The sequence below is a fragment of the Polyangium jinanense genome (assembly GCF_028435365.1).
The window spans coordinates 1-19563 of record NZ_JAGTJJ010000051.1 but is presented as its reverse complement, the minus strand read 5'-3'; the positions used below and the strand labels follow the sequence as shown (position 1 = coordinate 19563).

20 protein-coding genes and 1 pseudogene are annotated in these 19563 nt (G+C 66.1%); 10 read left to right on the top strand and 11 right to left on the bottom strand.

Annotated elements, in window-relative coordinates; all coding sequences use genetic code 11:
- Positions 1–34 precede the first annotated feature (34 nt).
- The 5 genes from KEG57_RS43045 (at position 35) to KEG57_RS43025 (ending at position 4460) form a co-directional block, all read left to right on the top strand.
- A complete protein-coding gene (locus tag KEG57_RS43045) occupies positions 35–1273 on the top strand; it encodes a hypothetical protein (RefSeq protein WP_272459595.1) in 1239 nt (412 codons plus the stop codon).
- Positions 1274–1275: 2 nt separating this feature from the next.
- Positions 1276–2460, top strand: a complete 1185-nt coding sequence (locus KEG57_RS43040) for a hypothetical protein (RefSeq protein ID WP_272459594.1) — start codon at positions 1276–1278, stop codon at positions 2458–2460.
- A gap of 716 nt (positions 2461–3176) precedes the next feature.
- On the top strand, positions 3177–3482 hold the full coding sequence (locus KEG57_RS43035) for a hypothetical protein (protein ID WP_272459593.1): 306 nt from the start codon (positions 3177–3179) through the stop codon (positions 3480–3482).
- A gap of 9 nt (positions 3483–3491) precedes the next feature.
- On the top strand, positions 3492–3854 hold the full coding sequence (locus KEG57_RS43030) for a hypothetical protein (RefSeq protein ID WP_272459592.1): 363 nt from the start codon (positions 3492–3494) through the stop codon (positions 3852–3854).
- 36 nt (positions 3855–3890) lie between these two features.
- A complete protein-coding gene (locus KEG57_RS43025; protein WP_308215665.1) occupies positions 3891–4460 on the top strand; it encodes a suppressor of fused domain protein in 570 nt (189 codons plus the stop codon).
- Positions 4461–4638: 178 nt separating this feature from the next.
- Here KEG57_RS43025 and KEG57_RS43020 read toward each other — a convergent pair whose 3' ends face one another.
- A complete protein-coding gene (locus KEG57_RS43020; RefSeq protein ID WP_272459591.1) occupies positions 4639–4968 on the bottom strand; it encodes a helix-turn-helix domain-containing protein in 330 nt (109 codons plus the stop codon).
- 545 nt (positions 4969–5513) lie between these two features.
- Between KEG57_RS43020 and KEG57_RS43015 the strand changes: the two genes are divergently transcribed.
- Positions 5514–6848 (top strand): hypothetical protein, encoded by a 1335-nt coding sequence (locus KEG57_RS43015; protein ID WP_272459590.1) that lies wholly within the window; start codon positions 5514–5516, stop codon positions 6846–6848.
- Between the two features lie 184 nt (positions 6849–7032).
- A complete protein-coding gene (locus KEG57_RS55935; protein ID WP_272459589.1) occupies positions 7033–8736 on the top strand; it encodes an N-6 DNA methylase in 1704 nt (567 codons plus the stop codon).
- 503 nt (positions 8737–9239) lie between these two features.
- Here KEG57_RS55935 and KEG57_RS43005 read toward each other — a convergent pair.
- From KEG57_RS43005 to KEG57_RS56280, 5 genes and pseudogenes are all read right to left on the bottom strand, one after another.
- Entirely contained in the window at positions 9240–9773 is a 534-nt protein-coding gene (locus KEG57_RS43005) for an RNA polymerase sigma factor (RefSeq protein WP_272459588.1), read from the bottom strand.
- Complete coding sequence (locus KEG57_RS43000; RefSeq protein WP_272459587.1) at positions 9730–10203, bottom strand: RNA polymerase sigma factor; 474 nt, start codon at positions 10201–10203, stop codon at positions 9730–9732. The genes KEG57_RS43005 and KEG57_RS43000 overlap by 44 nt, the downstream gene beginning before the upstream one ends.
- A gap of 123 nt (positions 10204–10326) precedes the next feature.
- Positions 10327–10839, bottom strand: a complete 513-nt coding sequence (locus KEG57_RS42995) for a hypothetical protein (protein ID WP_272459586.1) — start codon at positions 10837–10839, stop codon at positions 10327–10329.
- A 30-nt stretch (positions 10840–10869) separates the two neighbouring features.
- Positions 10870–11700: a hypothetical protein gene (locus KEG57_RS42990; protein WP_272459585.1), complete on the bottom strand. Its 831-nt coding sequence runs from the start codon at positions 11698–11700 to the stop codon at positions 10870–10872.
- A gap of 246 nt (positions 11701–11946) precedes the next feature.
- A pseudogene (locus tag KEG57_RS56280) lies at positions 11947–12096 on the bottom strand (SEC-C metal-binding domain-containing protein); the annotation flags it as partial.
- Positions 12097–12150: 54 nt separating this feature from the next.
- Between KEG57_RS56280 and KEG57_RS42985 the strand changes: the two are divergent.
- On the top strand, positions 12151–12312 hold the full coding sequence (locus KEG57_RS42985; protein ID WP_272459584.1) for a hypothetical protein: 162 nt from the start codon (positions 12151–12153) through the stop codon (positions 12310–12312).
- Here KEG57_RS42985 and KEG57_RS42980 read toward each other — a convergent pair.
- From KEG57_RS42980 to KEG57_RS42970, 3 genes are read right to left on the bottom strand one after another with little or no spacing between them, the layout of a single operon-like run.
- The gene (locus KEG57_RS42980; protein WP_272459583.1) at positions 12302–13645 is read right to left on the bottom strand and encodes a hypothetical protein; all 1344 of its coding nucleotides are present in this window, start codon (positions 13643–13645) and stop codon (positions 12302–12304) included. The two genes, KEG57_RS42985 and KEG57_RS42980, sit on opposite strands and share 11 nt — an antisense overlap.
- 15 nt (positions 13646–13660) lie before the next feature.
- Entirely contained in the window at positions 13661–14179 is a 519-nt protein-coding gene (locus KEG57_RS42975; RefSeq protein WP_272459582.1) for a hypothetical protein, read from the bottom strand.
- A gap of 2 nt (positions 14180–14181) precedes the next feature.
- Positions 14182–15249, bottom strand: a complete 1068-nt coding sequence (locus tag KEG57_RS42970) for a plasmid mobilization protein (protein WP_272459581.1) — start codon at positions 15247–15249, stop codon at positions 14182–14184.
- 1249 nt (positions 15250–16498) lie between these two features.
- Between KEG57_RS42970 and KEG57_RS42965 the strand changes: the two genes are divergently transcribed.
- The gene (locus KEG57_RS42965; protein WP_272459580.1) at positions 16499–17371 is read left to right on the top strand and encodes a GGDEF domain-containing protein; all 873 of its coding nucleotides are present in this window, start codon (positions 16499–16501) and stop codon (positions 17369–17371) included.
- 295 nt (positions 17372–17666) lie between these two features.
- Entirely contained in the window at positions 17667–18491 is an 825-nt protein-coding gene (locus KEG57_RS42960) for a hypothetical protein (RefSeq protein ID WP_272459579.1), read from the top strand.
- A gap of 26 nt (positions 18492–18517) precedes the next feature.
- Here the strand turns inward: KEG57_RS42960 and KEG57_RS42955 are convergent, their stop codons facing one another.
- Both KEG57_RS42955 and KEG57_RS42950 read right to left on the bottom strand, forming a co-directional pair.
- Complete coding sequence (locus tag KEG57_RS42955; RefSeq protein ID WP_272459578.1) at positions 18518–19249, bottom strand: hypothetical protein; 732 nt, start codon at positions 19247–19249, stop codon at positions 18518–18520.
- Positions 19250–19380: 131 nt separating this feature from the next.
- A partial coding sequence (locus tag KEG57_RS42950) for a hypothetical protein (protein ID WP_272459577.1) occupies positions 19381–19563 on the bottom strand: 183 nt, incomplete at its 5' end.

Genomic DNA, 19563 nt, shown 5'->3' with positions numbered 1-19563 from the left:
TCTCGCCCGACGCCGGATGCCGTATCCGTAGAGCGTGCGCGCGCGTCTCGCCCCGATCGTGCTCGTCGTCGCTCTCGCCTCGCCCGCGCGGGGCGAGGGGCCGCAGTTCGTTCACGCCGACTCACTCGCGCTAGCGGCGCGGGAGAGCGCGTTCGCGGCGCACGTCGCGAAGGGAGATCGCGAGCGCGCGCAGGGGCGTCTCTACGACGCGGCGGCTGCGTACGCGGAAGCGCTGGCGATCCGGCACGATTCGGTGGTCGCCGGGCGGCTCGGCGTGCTCATGGCGCACGACCGGCCCGCGCACGCGGCGGAGCTGCTCCTCGACGCGATCAAGCACGCGAACACGACCCCGGCCGAGCGAAAGACGTTCTCCGACGCGTACGAGGTCGTCAGGACGAAGGGCGCTTGGGTCGACGTGATCATCTCCCACGCGGGCGCGCGGACCACGCTCGACGGCAAGCCGCGGAACGAATCCGGGTTCTCGGCCTTCGCGATCTTCGTGCTCGTGGGCGAGCACGAGGTGCGCGCGAGCCTCCCGGGGCACGTGGACGACGCGAGGACGTTCCGCGTGGTGCCGAAGGAGGACATGCGGATCGAGCTGACGTTGAAGCCGATCGCGGACTTCGACAGCGAGCCGAGGCTTCTCACACGTGAGAACCGTTCATCGTCGGAGACACCGAACGAGCTTGGACACGAGTCCGCTTCCGACGAGCCGACCTACACGAAGCAGGAGGATCCCTTCGGGTACGAGGACCCCAAGCAGGCGGAGAAGCCCGCGCCGACACGCTGGTCGATCGGAGGCGGACCGGTCGTCGTGCTCGGGGTGGCGTCGTGGATGCCGGCCGTGGGGGTCGTGGCGGGAGGCCGTTGGAGGGCAAACGAGTACGTATCGCTTGGGCTCGAGGGGCGCGCGGCGTGGCTGACGACGGGGGTCGGGGGCTTGCCGATCAGCGCGATGACGGCGGGCGGGATCGCGAGCTTGTGCGGGCACTATCGATGGGCCTTCGGGTGCGCGATCGGACATCTCGGGGTGGTCAACGTCTCGTTTTCCAGCGATGCCTTCAAGCCTCGAACGGATCACTTGTTCAAACCCGGGATCGGCGGGCGCCTCGGAGCGCGGTTTGTCCCCGCACGCTCCTTTTCTGTACAGGGCGCGGTGGAGTTGTTAGGTTTGTCCAACGGCGGAGTGCTGGTTGGTGTCGGGACACGTGTCGTCTCCGAGACCCCACCGATCATGGTCGGCGCTTCGATCCTTGGAGCGTGGGAGTTCTAATCATGCGCAGCATACTTCCCGTGATCCTTGCGTTGGTCTCCGGTTGCGGTGTGCCGCCCACGTCCACATGGAGCGACTGTGATCCGAACGCGCGCTTGCCGCCGGAGGAGTGCCTCGCCCAGCTCGATGCCGGCACCGACGCAAGCGACTCCGGCACAGACACGAGTAGCGACGCGAGCGACGATGGGACGCAGGCCGCCACGTGTCCCGGCCGCTGCGTCCCCGAGCCGAGCAGCGAGTCGGCTGGCGACTGGCCACGCACGCCGATGCTCCTCTGGCTAGGCCCGCGCGAGCTTGCGCCCGCGAACTGCGACGAGGCCCGCAAGCTTGGCGGCTACGGCGATGATGTGGAGTTCTTCGAGAAATACCGACGCTTCGCGTACCTCGAAGCGCCGCCCGCGACATGTGAGTGCACGTGCCCGGCCTCCGAAGGTTCGTGCACCAAGCTTCCCGAGACGATCGAGGTCCGCGCTGGCACGTGTGCGGAGAACGGAGCGCCTGCGCTCCCTTTCGGCGGTCCCGTCGGCTGGGACGGCTCGTGCACGAGCACGAACGCCCTGCCGGCGGGGGCTGATTGTGGCGGCGAGCCTTGCGCGCAGTCCGTCTACGCCTCGCCGCTCCCTGGTCCCACGAGCGAGACGTGCCCGTCGATCACGAAGCCGGCCACGTTGACCAAGACCACCGAGTGGCTCTGGACGGGCCTTGCGTGCGAGGCGAAGGAGCGCGAGGGCACATGCGATCCGGCCACGTGGCGATGCATGTACGATCTCCCCTACCCGTGGCTCCAGTGCGTCGCGCTCCGGGGAAAACATGACAAGTGCCCCGGCAACTACGACCAGTTCAAGCCCATCCACCTCTACGGGGAGCAGCCGGTGGACACGCGTGGCTGCACGGCGTGCGAGTGCGGCGGTAACCCCGTCGGGAGCGCGTGTGTCGCCTCGCTCCGGCTCTACGACGATGCGGCGTGTTCGTCTGAGTTCTCCAACGCCCCGATCTCCTCGGTCATCGATCAGTGCACCAACGTCTCCCTGCCGGGCCGCGCGCTTGGGGGCAAGGCGATCACGGACCTCGCGTACGTTCCTGGCCTCTGCCTCGCGACGGGTGGGGAGCCCACCGGCACAGCCTCGGAAGACCTTACGGACGCCGTGACGTTCTGCTGCTACGCGCCGTTCGAGTTCCCCAAGTAAAAATTCGGTTACCGTTTGCCGCGTCCGGGCAAGAGCGTAGGTGAGGGGGCGATGTGACACGTCGCTCTCGACGGCCTCGCGTGGTTGACCCCTACGGCGAGCCCGCGGCGTGCGGCACAGAGCGTCGCCCCCTCGCTCGTCCCGAGCCGAACGCGGTTCCTCCTGGCCTCGTAAACGAAAAGGCGCCGTGTTCGGCCTCGGGCGGGTTTGTCCGACGATAAACGACCCGCAGAAGAGGGCGATGGGGATGCGTTGCGGTCTCTGGGCGGCACCTTCGCGCCTCCGTCGTCCTCTCCTGCCGGTCGTTGGGACTGAAAGAGTCACCGATCCGAGGCGACTGCGCCGCGCGGCGTTTCCCCGTACGCGCGTGACTTCCTGGAGAGAGGTAACCGATGAGCGCCGCACCCGACATGGATGACGACGACGCCGCGACAACCGTCATGGATCGCGCGGCCCTGCCCCCCGCGAGCGGAATGCGCGTCTCCGTCGCCCATTCCGAACCGCCCCGGGACACCATCACAGACCCGCCCTCCCCGTGGAGCCGCGCCCGTGCCATCGCGGGTGCCGTTTGGCGCGACTTGCGCGAGCGCGTTCGCAGAGCGCGCCTTTCGGATCGCCTGCCACCTGTGCCGCCTCCGCGCTCTGCGAGGGCGACCCGGGTATCCGTGGGCGCCGTAGGTCACGACGAGCGCGGGGAGCTGCTTCTTCTCGAAATCATGCGCGCGGATCCGGCGTACCAGCGCGCCTCCGTCTACGTCGCAAACTACGCCGCGTCGCTTCGCAAGCATGGGACCGAGGCGTATGCCGAAGGGGTTGTGCATTTCGCACTCTCGCGCATTCGGCCGGATGCCGATGGCTTCGTCTCCTTTGCGCGGCTGCGCGACATCCTGTGCGACGTGTCGGTTTCCGGTTTGCTCGTGCCGGCGCTGGACCGTCTCGAGAAGGCTGGCATCGTCAACATCGAGAGAATCCCGGAAGCACCGTCGCTTCCAAATCGCGTTCAGCTCCGGATCCCCCTCTGAGACCCCACCATGACCAACCGCCCCCGCACACCCCCCGCCGAGATAGAAACCGACCTCGTGCTCGCGAGCGATGGTGCGATTTACGCCCGATTCGACGAGGAACCACCCGCGGGCAGGCGCGTATTCACCGGCTATGCGCTGACCGCCGAGGAACGCGCGAAGCATGGAACGCGGGGCTTGCTCCGCTGGGCCTGCCTCCAGCTCCTCGCGCTCGGGAGCGATGGATGCGTGTACGTCGAAGACGGCGTGATCGAGCCCGAAGGGCGCAAAGAGTTCCGGGGTTACGCCCTGACCCCCGAGGAAGCCGAACGCCTCGCTCGGGAGGTCCACCGGACGGCCTTCAACGTGACCATAGCCGCGCAGATCAAGTGAAGGTCGATCCCGCCCGCGAGAAGGATGGCTTGATCGATGATGACTCCGAGTGAGCTGCGAGCAGCCATGGCTGCCCATTTCGAGCGGCATCTGGGCAGGGGCCAGCTCGTGCTAAGAGATGTAAGAAGACTCACGTTCCCGGCGCGCGTCTACGGCGCTCTCCCGTGCGAGGGTCGTCCCCATTGGGTTTTGCATACCTTGGGGGCGAGTCTCCTCCCGATGGCAGGGCGAAAGGGAGAGGAGCGGCGCTTTGAATTCGTGATGTCGTTGCCCGAAGACTGGATCCCGAGCGAAAGATGGCCGGCCTACATGTTCCAGCGGGCATCGACCGCGATCTTGGCTCGTAGTTTAGCGCCGGACGCGGGCGGAGTCGTTTCCAACTCGGCGGAGGCCGTTCATGGTTCGCCGCGCGCGTTCGGCCTTCTCGTCGCGCCATCGCGGCAGCTCGGAGAGCACGCCACGTTTCGGACCCCGTCGGGCGGGTTGGTCGAGGTGTATGCGATGTATCCGCTCACCCTCGACGATTGGGAGCTTCATCAAATGGGTCGCCTCCACACCGCCACGCTCCCGGAGGTCATCGAGCAGTGGCGAGACATGCTTAGGTAGAAGGGGAGTTCGATGAGGATCACCGCGGATGTGTTCCGAGCATGGCGGGCGAAACGGAAGGCAGAGGACCCCTCTTGGTTGCTCTGCGAGGTAACGCAAAACTCCAATCCCGTGTGGTTCGTTGGCCAGCACGACCTACCGGCGCGGCGGTATTCTGAGGGGGAGCGGTGACAGTTAACTACGTGCGCCGAACTACGCCGGATGCCGGAGGCTCGTGCGTCGTTCGCTCTTCGAGTACCTTCCGAAGCTTCCGATGATCGCCCTTCGACAGCTTGCGGGCGAGATCCGCGATACGATTCAGCTCGTCGTCTGTCGGGAAGGTGATGACGCAAAACGGGGACACGCCGAGCGCGGCTGCGATGTGTTCGACGGTGTCGATGGTGATCGTCGCGAGGCCATGCTCGATGTTCGACAGGTGGCCTTTCGACAGCGCGCCAGCGTCGGCGAGTTCCTGCAAGGACATGCCGCGCTCCTCTCGTAGTTCGCGGATACGAGCGCCAACTTTCACAGCGACTGGCTTTGCTTTGATTTGTCTCGGCACGTTTCCTCCCTGCTCGCGTGAGGGTTGTCCGACATCCCTACCACGGCTCCAAGGCTGAGACAAACCCCAAGGACAAACGGTTGTGCGAGGCCCCCTCGGTCGCGAGGGGGCCCCGCCGCTGGTTGGGACATCGAGCGTCGCCGCGCCCGCGGGTGGACGATGGCGCGCGGATCGGCGCGGTGCTCGACGCGCTGGCGATGGGTACGCACATGTGCGCAACACAGGCGCGGGGGCCGCGCGGGGGCCCTGGCTCCCTGGGTCCGCGCAGAGCCCCGCAGGGCCTTCTTCCTTATCCTTAATTCGCGCGGCCGTTTTGTAAGCCACCCCTCGATCGCGAGACGAGTGGATCCGATCACCGCGGCGTCAAGGTCGCCTGCCGCCGCCGCCGGTCGGGTAGGCGTGAATCGGCAATCTAGCATACTAGACCGTGTCGGTTGTGACGCTGGCTCCCATAGTTCCGGGCGCCGACTCCCTTGACAAGCGTCGGGGGGTGGCGGTGTCCTGGAAGTGTCATGCGTGGCATCTCCCTTGTGTTTGCAGAAGAGTTCCCCGACCAAACCGAGCGGGACATCTGTAAGCGCTACTGGGAGCGTTCACCGGCTGGCGCATTCACCCATCCGGTCAAGGCCCTAGCGAAGGCTGCGCGCGAGCGAGAGAACACATTCGATTACTTCGTGGTCGTGCGCTGCGCGGCAGTCTCGCATGTTCAATGCGCGTGCGGTGCTCCCTATATCTACGAGAGCCGCAGGGACTTCCAAGCACGTGAGCACTTGGAGACTTGGCAGTGGAAGTGCGAGACGTGCACCAGAGAGCAGATAGACGCAGAGAACCGGGCGCGCGCACTCGTTCGCGCGGAAGCCTCCGAAGCTGCCGCCGCGAGAATCGTGGCTCGTGAGGCAGTGCTCGCTGCCAATGAGGCAACGGAAGCTGCGCAACAGGACCGGTTGCGTCAACGGGTACGCCGGGCATGGCCGCTGGGTGAACCCGTGGACCCGTGCTCGGTGCATCTCCGGCACATCGCCCCCTGGTTTGCCCTCTTGGGAAAGGCCGACTTGAACTCGGGCAGGCTTCCGGCCCTCGACGAGCTAGGGATGCCGCTCATCGGCGAAATAAAAGCGGACGTCCAAGCAGTCCGACATCTGCGCGCACAGCGCCTCCTCTACCTGGATACGGAGGGCACTCTTTCGCCCTTCAGTGTCCGACGAGGCCGCGCGGTCGCACAGCTACGGGCGGTCGGGTGGCGCCTAGCTGCACCTCAATACGAGGCACTAGCCCGCAAGTACACCGCTGACGCCCTGCGAATAGTGCCAAATCCAGCACACTGGCCCACGTGGTGGCAGAACCAGTACGTCGACCTATTCTCTGAAATTGCTGGGGCGGAGTGTTGGCGTCAGTGGTACAAATTCTTGCGCCGTCACGATATGAAAGTCGTTGATCGAGAAGAATTGGCGGACGTACTCGACGAGGCGCTGACTGTGTTCTCGGTCGGTCAGGTTGCGTGTCTGATGTGGCGGTCCGTCATGAAAAGCCTGGACATCGCTAAGCACTATGACGCCTCTTGGATTAAACGGGAAACAAACATTGAACGCATCAAGTTTCGTCATCACTTTCAGAAGAAAAAAGGACGCTGGGCGTTGAATTGCTTCGCCGGTTTGGTTCGTTATTGGAGCCAAAGACCGGATGCAGTGAAAACGTTTAAGATCACGCCTCGGGGCATGGTGACGACGGTGGGCCTGGGCATCATGTCAGGAGTGCACAAGCCGTGGTATGCGGTTAGGCTGATCGATGTAGACACCATCGTGCACCGCGCACGCGGCGCGCGAGCGGTGCCTATGGGTTGGCGTTGAAAGCGGCCACTTACCCCGCAGACCGAGTGCCCAGCGGTCGCCCCCCCCGGCTTGCCCGGATTCCGGAGGACCTCGGGCCTCGACGCCGCGCACAGGGACCTTGGAGCACGTCTAAGGAAGAGCGAAGGGGAAAAGGGGTGTGATCCTCTTGACAGGGTGATGCCCAAGGCGATATGACCCCGCCGTGAGTGCGGTAGAGCGCAACAACAATGAGAGGTTGCTAACCGCAGCTTGCCGGATTCTTGGCTTGGTGGACGGCTGCTTGTTGCCGGCGACCCCTGCTCCGACCGAGGACAACCTCGCGTCTTGGACTGACAAAGGGGATTGGCTCGGCCTCGCTGCCGAGGTCGGCGCCGAGAAGGTATTCTTCGTCGACAATGAGCCCATATTAGTCCTAGCGGAGCTTCCCGAGGACGAGGACGCAGCGGAGTTATTCAACCGTGTTTGGAGTATGGCACGGCCGCAGATCCTTTTCCTTGCACGTGAGGGAGAGCTTGCGGTCTATCGACTGGGGGCGTCCCCCGTACGAGCAGACGAAGCGCTCGACAGCGGAGATAGGCTGCTAGCCCTCGCGAAGGGCGTGGCCGACATCGCGACGAACTTGGCCTCGTTTCGTCGGGAGAGCATTGAGACGGGGCAAGTTTATGGGGATGAGCGGTTCGGCGACGGGGCCGGGCGTGCGGATCGGACGCTCGTGCGCGACCTCAAAGCCGTTCGCGTCGAATTAACCAAGGGCCCCACGGGGCTAAAATTGCCCATCGCGCACAGCCTTATCGGTCGAGCCTTATTTGTACGCTATTTAGAGGATCGCGCGATCCTCGTTCGTGAGTACTTCGAGGCTGTCGCCAGCGCGCGCCCGGAATGGCAAGAACTCCTCGACCAGGAACCGCGAGAGACCTTTGCCGATCCCAGACTTGCGCAGGTTATGTTCTTCCGAGTCCTCAAGGACAAGGATTTTGCATACGCATTCTTTGCAAAGCTTGCGTCCGATTTTAATGGCGACACGTTTCCCGTCAGCCTCCAGGAGGAAGCCGCTGTTAATCCGGAACACCTTGAATTGCTTCGCGCGCTGCTCGTAGGAAACGCGCCATCCGCCCAGGGGAGGCTGTTCCTTTTTGCCTATCGTTTCGATATTATTCCGATCGAGCTCATCAGCAATATCTATGAAAACTTCTACGCAGCGACGCGTGGAAAAGGCAACACGCAATCGTCCTATTACACTCCGCCGGCGCTGGTCGATTTCCTCTTATCGCGCGCGCTCACAGTGGAGGTGCTCGACGGGCGCCCGCGCGTCACGGACGCGGCATGTGGATCGGGCATCTTTCTCGTCGAAACTTTTCGACGAATGGTACGTCATCGTGTGGCAAGGCAGCGGAGGCGGTTGTCCCAGAGGGAGCTACGCGTTATCCTGCGCGATCAGATCCGGGGGATTGATCTGAACCCCGAAGCAGTACCCATCGCGGCATTCAGCCTCTACCTTGCCTACCTTCATTACCAGAATCCACGCGAAGTAAACGAGCGCCGAAAACTGCCGAACCTGCGCTGGGATCCGGAGCGAGCGGAGGCGCGGGATCCGGATCAACATTTCGATATATTGTTTGCTGGCAATGCCTTCGACGCAATCACTCAGGAGGACCCAGTGGTACGTCGGCATTTCGGTCCCGGGTCCGCCGATGTCGTGGTGGGTAATCCGCCTTGGGGGGCCGTAGCGTCGGGGGACAAACTCGGGCAAGCGGCACTGAGGCAAACCATGCGCTGGTGTGCCGATAAGTCCGAGCGCATCATTGGCGACAAGGAGATGTCGCAAGCCTTCGTCCACTTGGCATTAGAACTCTTGCCGCCCGACCGCGGAAGGGCAGCTCTCCTCTTATCGTCGGGGGGGATATGAGATCGAGCCGATCGACATCGAACCCGCGGAGATCGAGCCCGAGACGGTCGAGCCGATCGGGCCGATCGGCGAGCGTAACCCCGCGATTCCTGGTCGCTCGACAGAATCCCGACGAGAACACGAGGCGACCACGGCCCCCCCGTCGAGCCCCCTCCTCCAGGCGACCGCGGCCGTCCGTGCGATGCTCGACGCGGCGCTCGCGTCGGGTGACATCGAGGGCGCGCGGCGCGCTACGGTCGCCCTACAGGCCCTCCTCGGCGAGCCCCCGCCCGCTGGCCAGGAAGCGCCGGCCTCGGCGGTGAAGAGCAGCCGCAAGCGCCGGAAGGCGTAGGCCGCTCCCATGGCCCCGGGCGAGCTCGTGAGGGTTCGCCCGGGGCTCACCCCTTCCCGATCCCCCTGCACCATGTGTGCGTCGCGCCGGGCGGCGCGCGCTCGCGGCGTAGCCGACGCGCGAGGAGCGCCACCGCAGCGCGCCCGCTATTGCGCGGCAGTGCTCCCGTGGATCATCTCATGATCGCCAGCAAGTCACGCGCTCGAGACAGCCTGCTTTTGGCCGTGCCGAGCACCACGCCGACGCTCTCAGCGGTTTCGCTTGTCGTGTACTCGAGCGCGTCGAGCTCAACCACCCTGCGCAGGTTCGGAGGCAATCGCTCAACCATCCGCAGAGCTTCGCGAGCCTCGAAACGGAGAGCGGGATCCCCCCCGCGCGAGGGTGTTTCGTCTGCCGGGCCCCCACCGCTCCGCCTTGCCCTACGCCGGTAGTACCGGGAGGTGCGTACTGCAAACGCCGCGATGAGCGTCCGTGCGGCGTCCACGTCGGCCTTCCCCTCGATGACGCGGATCCGTCGCTCCTCGGAATAGCGCCAGAATGCGAAAAGCACGTCCTGCGCCAAATCGTCACGGTCGGCAGGGATAACGCCTACCCGGCGAGCAATGCCGCAGACGTAGGGCCGAAGTTTCTCTAGATCGGATTGATCCAGCGTGATCCGTTCGCTATGCTCGCCTGTCTCTTCGTTGACCACCCATTGCCGTTGCATGGCGTCCCTCCGTTCGTTTCAGCCGCTCCTGTCCAGCGCGCAATCGTTTCCAAGCGGTAGCGCGCGAGGTTTCGAGCCTCCGCGCTATCTCATCGATCGAATAACCTTCGAGGTGGAGCCGCAGCGCGGCGCGCTCGACGGGCGGCAGCCGTTCGGCGCGGTCACACCATTGCGCAAGCGCGGCGCGCTCGTCCGTCGAGGGGGACGGATCCGGGGCTTCCTCGATGCGCCCGGGGCTCGTGGCCACCTCGATCCGCCAGCGGTGGAGCCTGCGATAATTCGCGGCGTGCCCGAAAGCGATCTGCCGCAGATAGTCGGCGGGTCTCTTGATAGACGCGCCCTCGGCTTTCCGCCGCGCGTACGTCGCGAAAACCTCGTGCAGCATGTCCGGCGCGTCGAGCTCACGCACGCCGCAACGGAGCAGGGTCACGATTAACCGCTCCCTGAATTCGGCGTAGACGTGCCCTATCCCGCTCGCGCCCGTCGGGCGCTCGGGTCCCTTGCGCTGCATTGTGCATCGCTCCCGGACCGCGTAGGACGGCCCAGGCTCGATTTACGAGCGGCCGTGGCCCGGTGGCAAGCGCATTTGCTCGTGACGAGCGTTTTTCCTGGCCACATGTTGCACGAAGACGATATGCCACGTCGCACGCATGCAGCATTGATCGCGCATGTTCGTGACACACGGACGCGTGAATCGTTGGTGATTGACAGATATTCGCGGGGCTACCGTCGACGAATATCCGGGCGGCCGTCCCCATGGCCGCGCCGAGGCCGAGGACGAGGGCGCCTCGATGCAGGGCGCTCGCGGTCGTCCTCGCGCGTCGAGCCGCGCCGCCCGGGTGAAGTGCACGAGCACGAGCTCGCGGCCGTCCTCGCGGCGCTCGCGGCGCTCGCCGGGGTCATGGTCGAGCCGCACGAGGCCGAGGACGAGGGCGCCTCGATGCAGGGCGCTCGCGGCCGTTCGGTGACGTCGAGCCCGCGCCGCCCGGGTGAAGTGCACGAGCACGAGCTCGCGGCCGTCCTCGCGGCGCTCGCGGCGCTCGCCGGGGTCATGGTCGAGCCGCACGAGGGCGCGCCACTTGCGATCGCCCGTATATCACACGGAAGCCAAAGTCGAAGACAGCGGACGCAAGATGCCGTCGTGAAGCTCGTAAAGGCCCATCACCTGCCACGCAATTGCCCGCATTCCGTCGTCCTCCAAACGAGCCGGGAACGGCACGATACTCATCATGCGTTCCGTCAGCCGTTCGCGATGCTGACGACCCAACCCCTCCCACCATTCAGGACGGAGGTAGAGATTCTCGAAGTTTTCAAACGCAAATCTAATCGCGGCGTGCGGGATCTCTTGAACCGGCAGCCTTATTAACGAGTCTAGGAGACGTCTCGCAGGTCCACCCATCTCCGAATGCCATACAAAAACAACCATCCCGCCGGTGCTCGTTGCCAAGATATTAAATCCTACGGACAGTGCGGGCCGAATCGTGTCCGACAGATCTTGCAGCAGGACTCCATCGAAGGAGAAGTCTGGTTGCGTGACTCCTGCGCATAGTACATCGGGAGTTCTGTCAAGGTCGATAATGAGGGCCCGCATCTTCTCGTATTGTTGTCTCGCGAGTTCCTCATCGAGCATGGCCTTTAGCTCGGCAAGGTGGCGGATAGCTGCGTCGGTGCCCAAGCTCCTGTGATCGCACCATTGCTGAACGATGACTTGGTCCGCATAATCACGCCCTCGGTCGATGTCACGAAAAACGGCGGTGCTTCGTTGCTGTGCAATTTTCTTGTATAATTCATGGGCGACGGGACGGTAAAGTAATCGATGGGCCTGCTCGGGTGTGCAACGAAACTCGTCTGTCTCAAGCGGGGCAAAGAGCGCGCTGTCGTGCCGCGCGCAAAAGCCAGTAAAAGTGGATGCGCGGTTTATTCCCACGAGCCTTGGCTCCGCCTTGCCGCCGGTTCGGTTCAATGTCTGAAAGTCGGGGGCCACATAGTAGACGTGACCCCGTCGTGCAATGCGTGCGAGATCGGCCGCGCGTCGAATTGTATGAGCACGGATGCTGGGACCGTTACAGGTATGGGAGCCTGCTTGCGGGTGAAGGCAAGTCTTCCAAGAAAATTCGGTTCGAATTTTCTCCGCGATCTCCCATGGGTTGGGTCGCATCTCAGATTCGCGATCAAGGTGACACCGCTTGTATTTCTTTCCAGAGCCGCACCAACATAGAACATTGCGACCAAGCTTCACGCTGCTTGGGTTCTGACAAAACAGGAACGAAGTCAAATTACTGGCGAAGCTAGGGGCCGAGGCCGGTGAGCCACGACGCCGCATCGACCTCCTCGCGCCGCGCCATCCTTGCGCGTCGAGCCGCGTCGCCCGGGTGAAGTGCACGAGCACGAGCTCGCGGCCGTCCTCGCGGCGCTCGCGGCGCTCGCCGGGGGTCACGTCGAGCCGAACGAGGCCGACGCCCCAGGCGCCTCGATGCAGGGCGCGATTGTCCAGGAGAGCGGAAGGGAGCGGCGAGGGGGAGCGGCGCTCAATTCGTGACGAACATCCCGCGCCCATCCCGACCTTGCACACGGGCGCGCGCCTCGGCCGCCGTCTGCTCGTCCTCATCTCGCATCGCTGCCAGCCTCGGAGCCGTCCCCCGTCCCTGCTTCTCCTCGTATTCCAGCGCCTTCCGATCACCCCGCTCGACCAAGCGCGCATGATCGGCGCGCAGCATCGCCCGGGGCTTCCCGGCCGGATCGCGTAGAAGCAGGCGCGCCCGCTCCTCGCTCGAAAGGGCCCGCCCGAAGTTTCCCTCGTGCAATCGATCCGACAGGCTCCATTGCGTCGAGAGTGCTCGCATGATCGCGACATCGATCGTGTACGATTGCCGCTCGGCTTCGGTCCGCTCCTCGGCGGGTCTTCCCAGGAACCGACCGAGCATCACGGCCGCCTCGGCGAGCTTCGGAGTCACCGGCTCGAATTCGCTTCCCAGCTTGCGCGCATCGACGCCGGCCTCGTGCGCCTCGGCCGCGAGCTCGGCGAGCATCCCGCGCGCCTCGCGTTCGAGCTCGCCCGCGAGCGCCAGCATGGCAACGGCCGGCGCAGCGTGCGCATACCAGCGCTCGACATCGGCGAGGGATTCCAGGACGGCACGAGCGGCGGCGCGGCGCTCCTCGGCCTCGGCCTTGATCTCCCGGGCCCGATGCGGCTCCGCCGCGAGCGCTCGCCGATCGCCCGCCTCCCCCGCGTCGAGAGCGGCGAACACCTCGGCGCGCAGCGCTCCGGCGCGGGCCCGCGCCTCGCCGAACGCCTTGCGCGACATGTCGAGGATCGCCGCGAGCTTCGGCCCGGGGTGCGTCGAGACGTAGGCCGCGCTCGCCTTTTGCGCGTCCTCTCCGGCCCGCACGATGCGCGCCTCGGCCTCGGCCCGATCGGCGTCCGCGCGAGCCCCCTCGAGACGCGTCCGCGCCGCCGCGAGCGCCGCGCGCGCCTTTTCGAGAGACGCGCCAGCCGCAGCATGCCGCCGCGAGAAGGACGCGAGGATCCCAGCGGCGCGCGCCTCGGCTTGCTGCGCCGCCGCGAGCGTCGATGCCGCGCGCTCGTCGTCGGGAGCCGAGGCCGCCGCGTCCTCGGCCTCGTGCAACGCTCGACGGGCCGCTTGGTGCGCGCGCTGCGCGTCCTCGTAGGGCAGACGGGCCGCCGTGAGCACCGCTTGCGCGTCGGCCTCGGCCCGCTCGCATTCGAGGACGGCCGCCTCGGCGCGCTGGACCTCGACAGACGGCGACGAGGGGGGAGCGGGCGGCAATGCCGGGCGAGACGGGGGCGCAGCGGGCGCGGGCGCGGAGGTCCCCCCGAGAGCGGAAAACAGACGGCCGAGAGGGTTTTTCATGGGAAACGCTTCCTTTCATCGAGCGCCGCCCGCGGGCGGCGAAACACTCATTGCGGCGGCTCGATCGGCTTCCGCGATGATCGGCGATTTCGTGGGCGGAGAAAGAGCAGCGGCGCAGCGGCGGCATGCTTCCGCGAAAACCCCGGCCGCGCGAGCGGCGAGCGCTGGATCCTTGCGCCTCGCCTTGACCAGCATAGGGGCAACGACATTGATCGTCCGATGCTCGTTTTGAATGGTCCACCCGGGCGTGCGGTACGCCGCGCCGAGGACGTGCATGACCTCGTGACAGACGGCCTCGGGCCATTGTCGTAGCTGGCGAAACGTGCGCGGCGTGCAGATCCGGATCCTTGCGGTCCGCGCAACGCGATCGGCGTCGCACAGTCCCGCCATGCGTTCCCCCTTCGTCGGGTATCCCGCGCCCGCGTCATGGCACGGATACCGGAGATCCTCGACGTGGCGCGCCTCGATCGTCCAATCATCGAGGCCGAACGCCTTTTGCCAGAATGCCACCTCGGCCGCGAGGTTCGGGAGCACGGTCAACCCTCCAATGCGGTCGCGAGGCGGACCGCGGTGATCGTTCGTCCGGACGCATCGACGGGCGCGAGGCCGCTCGCGTCGTCGCCCGCCTCGGCCGCGAGCTCGCCGCGCGTGACGAGCACGAGCACGGCCGCGCGCGCTTCCTCGAGGGGCATCCCGCCGACGTGCGCCTCGAGGACGAGCACGGGCGCGGGGATCGGCGCGGAGGGATCCAGCGCGGCGAGGGACCGCGCCGCCGCGAGGACGGCCGCCCCTGCTTCGGAGAGCTCCGGGGCATCATCGAGGCGCGCCTCGTTCGCGGAGACCTCGGCGAGCTCGTGCACGGAAGCGGGCGGCGCGTCGAGAGCGTGATCCGGATCGGCCTCGGCGGGCGCATCGACGGCGGCCTCGTGAGCCTCGCGCGTCGCGCTCGCGGCGAGCGTCGGAAGCGCCGGCCGGACCTCGAGAGCTTCCTCGGCCTCGGCGGGCGCAGCGGCGGCGCGAGGGGACGCCGGGCGGCCCGGATCATCGAGGCGCGCCTCGTGCTCGCCGATCGGCTCGCGCGGCTCGCGGCGAGGCGCCTCGGCCTCGGCGGGCGCAGACGGGGGACGATCGGCCGGACCGGCATCGAGGGGAGCGGCGAGCGGCGCGGCTCCGTTCGTCTCGACAGACGGGCGCAGCGGGCGCGCCTCGGCGAGCACGGGCGCGGCGTCGAGAGGCGGATCGGCGAGGGGAGCGGCAAGGGGTGCGCTCGTCCCGATCGATCGGCGCGCAGCGGCCGAGGACGGGCGCCTCGGCGAGCGCGGAGGGGGGCGCGCATCGAGGCTCACGACGTTGCGGCACGCAGGCGCCTCGGCGAGCGCGGGCGCGGAGGATGCGCGCAGCGGGATCGGCTCGCGCGGCTCGCGCGGCCCGGCATCGACGGGAGAGACGCGGCGAAGGGCGCGAGGCGGCGCGGGCGGCGCGTAGCCTCGGCTGGACAGATGGCCGAGCATCGTGCGCCGGGCGTATTCGTTCCTCGCGATCCCGGCCTCCTCGGCCGCTGATTGCAGCGCCTCGGCCTCGGCCCGCGTGAGCCGAAAGGACACGAATTCGGAGGCCGGCTCACTGAAACATCGTCGGGGGCGGCCCATTGTGCACGCGGAGCATAGCAACGCGGCGCCATTGCGGCCAGGGGCGAGGCGCAGCGACGCGCGTTTTTCGCGGATAGCGTGCACGAAACGAGAGCGGTAAGGGAAACCAGCTCCGACATTCACGTTCACGATACGCACGAGATCGCAGGATTCGCCGTGTTCCCAGCGTCACCAACGATTTTGACGCGTAGGGAGGCTCGCGGGAAAGTCGCCTCCCACTTGCCTGCCTATCCCCCTACACTGTTTCCAGAGGTATGCCGACAGAATGCACAGCCTCGCCAATCTGTGCAAAGCCCTCGGCCATCGCGCGAGGAGCGCGAGCGGCGGCGCGGGAATGGCCCGCCCTGACGCATCCTTGACGGATCACTGACGCATCGAGGGGAAGAACCGTCAGCATTTTTTGCAGCGGTTTCGCATGCTTGCGGCCGTGCTGACGGATCTGACGGATAACGGCCCCTATGGCGCCATAGGCGCGCGTGCGCGCACGCGTATAGGTCCCCCCCTGCAAAGATGTGTCAGTTCCGTCAGGGTGTCCGCCAAGGGCACGGAACGCTTGGCAAAAAGACTGACGGATAGGGGGGTCGATCCGTCAGCGATCCGTCAGAACCGTCAGCACGAGCGGCGCCCCATGGGAGCCGGAGAGCATCGAGGGTGAGGACGAGCACGAGCGCCGCGAGCACCTTGCCGAACGCACCCCCTCGCCGCTCTCCCCCGTCCGCGCAGCGGCGGCGCGCAGCACGAGCGGCGCCTCGGCGCGCGCATGGTCTCCCAGCGCCCCGCGGACCTCGCCGAACGCCAGCGGGCCCCCCAGCGGCCCCCAGCGGCGCGAGGACGCCCGGTAGCAGCTCCCCACGGGCGCGAGGTCCCCCCGACGAGCACGAGCACCCCGAACGCCAGCGGCGGCGCGGAGCGGTCCCCAGGACGAGCTACAGCGGCTCGACGCGGGCGCGAGGTCCCCCCGTCCCCCGTCGATGCGTCCTCGGCCCGGTAGCAGGCGACCGTGAGCCGATCGGCGAGCGCCGCCCCCCCCGCCGAGGACACCCCGCGCCGAGGAGCACGAGCACGAGGCCGGCGTCGAGCCTCGCGCCATGGCGCACCCCAGCGGCCCGCGCGACGCGCCCGCCGAGGCCGAGGAGCTTCTACCGCGCCCGTGCGTTTGCCGGTCGCTTGGCCCGCCGTGAACGGACCATGATAAGTTCAAACAATGAGCCGGACGGACGCACGCGTCAGGGAAATGCAGTTTCTTGCGCGACTGGATCGCGACGGGGAAATCAAGCATCCGGGGCATTTTGAGCGCATTGAAGATCAGCAGATGGTTGTCTCGCTCATTCACGACGGCTATCTGAATGACGGGTTCGCCCAACTGAAGAGCCTCAGCCCAGGAAGAGAGGGGGAATTGCTGGCAAGAAGGCAGCTTGTGCTCGGCGAGCACATTCACGCGACACTCAACAATAAACCTATAACCCTAAAAATTAGTCATCGTGGCCGCGTGCGCCTTTCCGAGCTTCAGCAGCAACTCCGAACCGGCCGCGACCGAGACCCCATGGGATTGTGCTTGGCGAAGCGGCACTTGGAGACCGACCTTGCCATTGCGATGCTTTCAGCCAGCAACGAGGCGCCGCTGTCGGTCGTGTACCTCGACATGAACGGGCTCAAGGCAATCAACGATAAGCACCGGCACGAAGGCGGAGACGCGGCGATCCGGGCATATCTGGAGGCCGTCGTTGCGACGTTCGGAGAGCGCGGCGAAGCCTACCGTGGTGAGGGAGGCGACGAGGTAATCGTCATCCTGCCAAACGCGGACGATGCAGCCGCCGGCAGGCTTCTCGACAGTTTCGCGCGGCAGCTCGCAAAGGATGTCCTCGTCCTCGGTGAGGAAAGTCTGGTCCTCACGGCCTCGTGCGGGAGCGCGCGCGCAACGGACCCCAACACGGACGCAAAGACGCTTCTGGATCTGGCAGACAAGGCGCAATACCGCGCTAAAGAAGAGTCGAAAAGGCACACCCCGCGCGTGAGTGCGATCGCCGTTGGCGCTGGCGATGTGACGATCTTCAACCCTCACAAACGCGAAATCTAGGCAGCGGAGGGGGCGCGAGGGGTCAAAATGCCGATCGCCCTACCTGGCCGTCCTCGGCCCGCTGCGCCCGTCACGACGCGTGACCGCCGAGGCGCCTTGATCCCGTTCGCGGTCCCCTCGATGCCACTTGACCCCGTTGCGCGCCGCCGCGGGCCAGCACGAGCACGGCCGCGAGGTGGACGAGCGCTGCGAGCAACGGTATCGCAGCGGCCCCCGAGAGCATGCCGCGCTGTTGATCCGACCGAGGATCTGTGCGAAGCCAAAGCAGCCATCCCAACGAGACCCAGGACGACCAATGAGCGAGAGCAAGAAACCACCCCATCCCATAGAATCGAAGGATATCGTTTCGGCTGTAGCTGCGACGGCACTCAGCGTCGGCGCTGAGCTTGCCAAATCGTCCAACGCAGACATTGGGCAGCTCGCGTTAGTTGGTGGCATCTCCGTCTTGCCCACTATTCTCGGTTGGGGGACTTCATTGCATGCGCAGCGCAAGGTAAAGGAGGCCCATCGGCTTTGGGATACCATCACGAGCGAATGGGCAAAGCACGAAGAAATGCAACCCGAGGAAATCGCTGCTCGTCTTGAGGAGCGTCTTCGGAGCGAGCGCAAGGAAGCGCGTTACATGCATGAAACGATTTGGCGCTCGATCCGTGGCCTCATGGAAGCCGTAGATGACGCGGCGACAGTTCCCCTTGCCGTGCTTGCACAAGAGTACTTGCGAAACGAGCAGGGCCCAGACGCGTTTTTTCGCGGCGTCGTCTCCCTCTTGCAGGAACTCAACCGGCGCGAAATGCTCGAAGTTTGCGCAATGCTGAAATGGGCATTAAATTCCGACGTAAGCAATACGGCCTGCATCGTGGCAGATCACCGAGACGGTCGCTGGATGCTGCGTCTAGAGCAAATTATGCCAAAGGATGAGTCGGGAACGTGGACAACACGCAAAGGACCATACGTGGACAGTATGATATCGGAGCCCGACAGGATTCTATTTCTGCTGGAACAAAATCGGCTCACTGTGCAAACGCATATTGAACGCGGCTTGCCGTCAATTGTCGACACAGTCTTAGTACGTACCACTGCGGAGCGGCTGTGTTCGTATCTAGATCTTATAGAGGATTAGCTCTACGCAGCAAGAATGGAATGTAATCACTGCGCGCGCCCGCTGGGCTCCGCCTCGTGCTCGCCGCGCTTCCCGCACGCCTCGGCCTCGCCGCGGTACGCTTCCCACGTCTCCCCCCACGACGCGCCCCCGGGCGGCGCGAGCTCGTGCACCTTCACCCCGCGAGCGGCGAGCCGCCGCGCGAGCTCGTAGCCTTGCGGGCGCGGGATCGAAACGTGGACACGATCGCCCGGCGCGAAGGGGAGATCATCGAGGGGGAGCCATTCGAGCCACGGCACGACGTATGCGACGGCCGCCCGCCCGCGCACCTCGGCGTACGCGAGCAACGCGAGCGCGTCCAGGGCATCGGGGACGAGCACCTTGCGCGCCTCGTTCGTCGCGCCCTCCGGGCCGATCCGAAGCAGGCCACGGGCGCGCCGCCCGGGGGGCCATATCGTGACCGGGAAGCGTTCGTCCGGGGGGAGTAGCGAGCGCCGGGCGAAGGTCCGCTCGTGCTCCGCGCCGGCCTCGGCCGTCCAGGGGATCAACAGGCGATGCGCGGGCCATTGCGGGCGCATGCCGCCCGCGTCGAGCCGCGCGAGCCCAGCGCCGACGAGCTCGGCCGTCGAGAGCGCCCGCGCGAGGACATCGAAGGCAGGAAGCGCCGTCCACCCCTCGCGGCGCGCATGGTCGAGCAATCCAGCACGGTCGAGAGCGCGCGCAACGGGCGCAGCGTGGTCGCTCTCGAGGGATCCGAGACCCGCGAGGGTGTCCAGCACGCGAGCGAAGGGCGCATCATCGAGGCGCACGCGCGGCGAGGCGGAAGCAGGCGACGAGCGCGCGGGCGGCCGTCTCCCGGACGTCGAGCCCCACGGCGAAGACGGGCGCCGCTGGGGGTAGCTGTAGCGCGTCATTCGTCGCCCCCCTCGTGGTCGTAATCGCTCGCGCCATAGGGCCCGGGGACGCTACGCATCACCGTGACCGGGTACATGCGAGCCGTCCCGTTCGAGGCGGACCTCATGCCCGTGCGCCTGTAGAACTTTCTCGACGACATCGGCTGATACTGATTGCGCTTCCGCCAAGCGTCGAATTC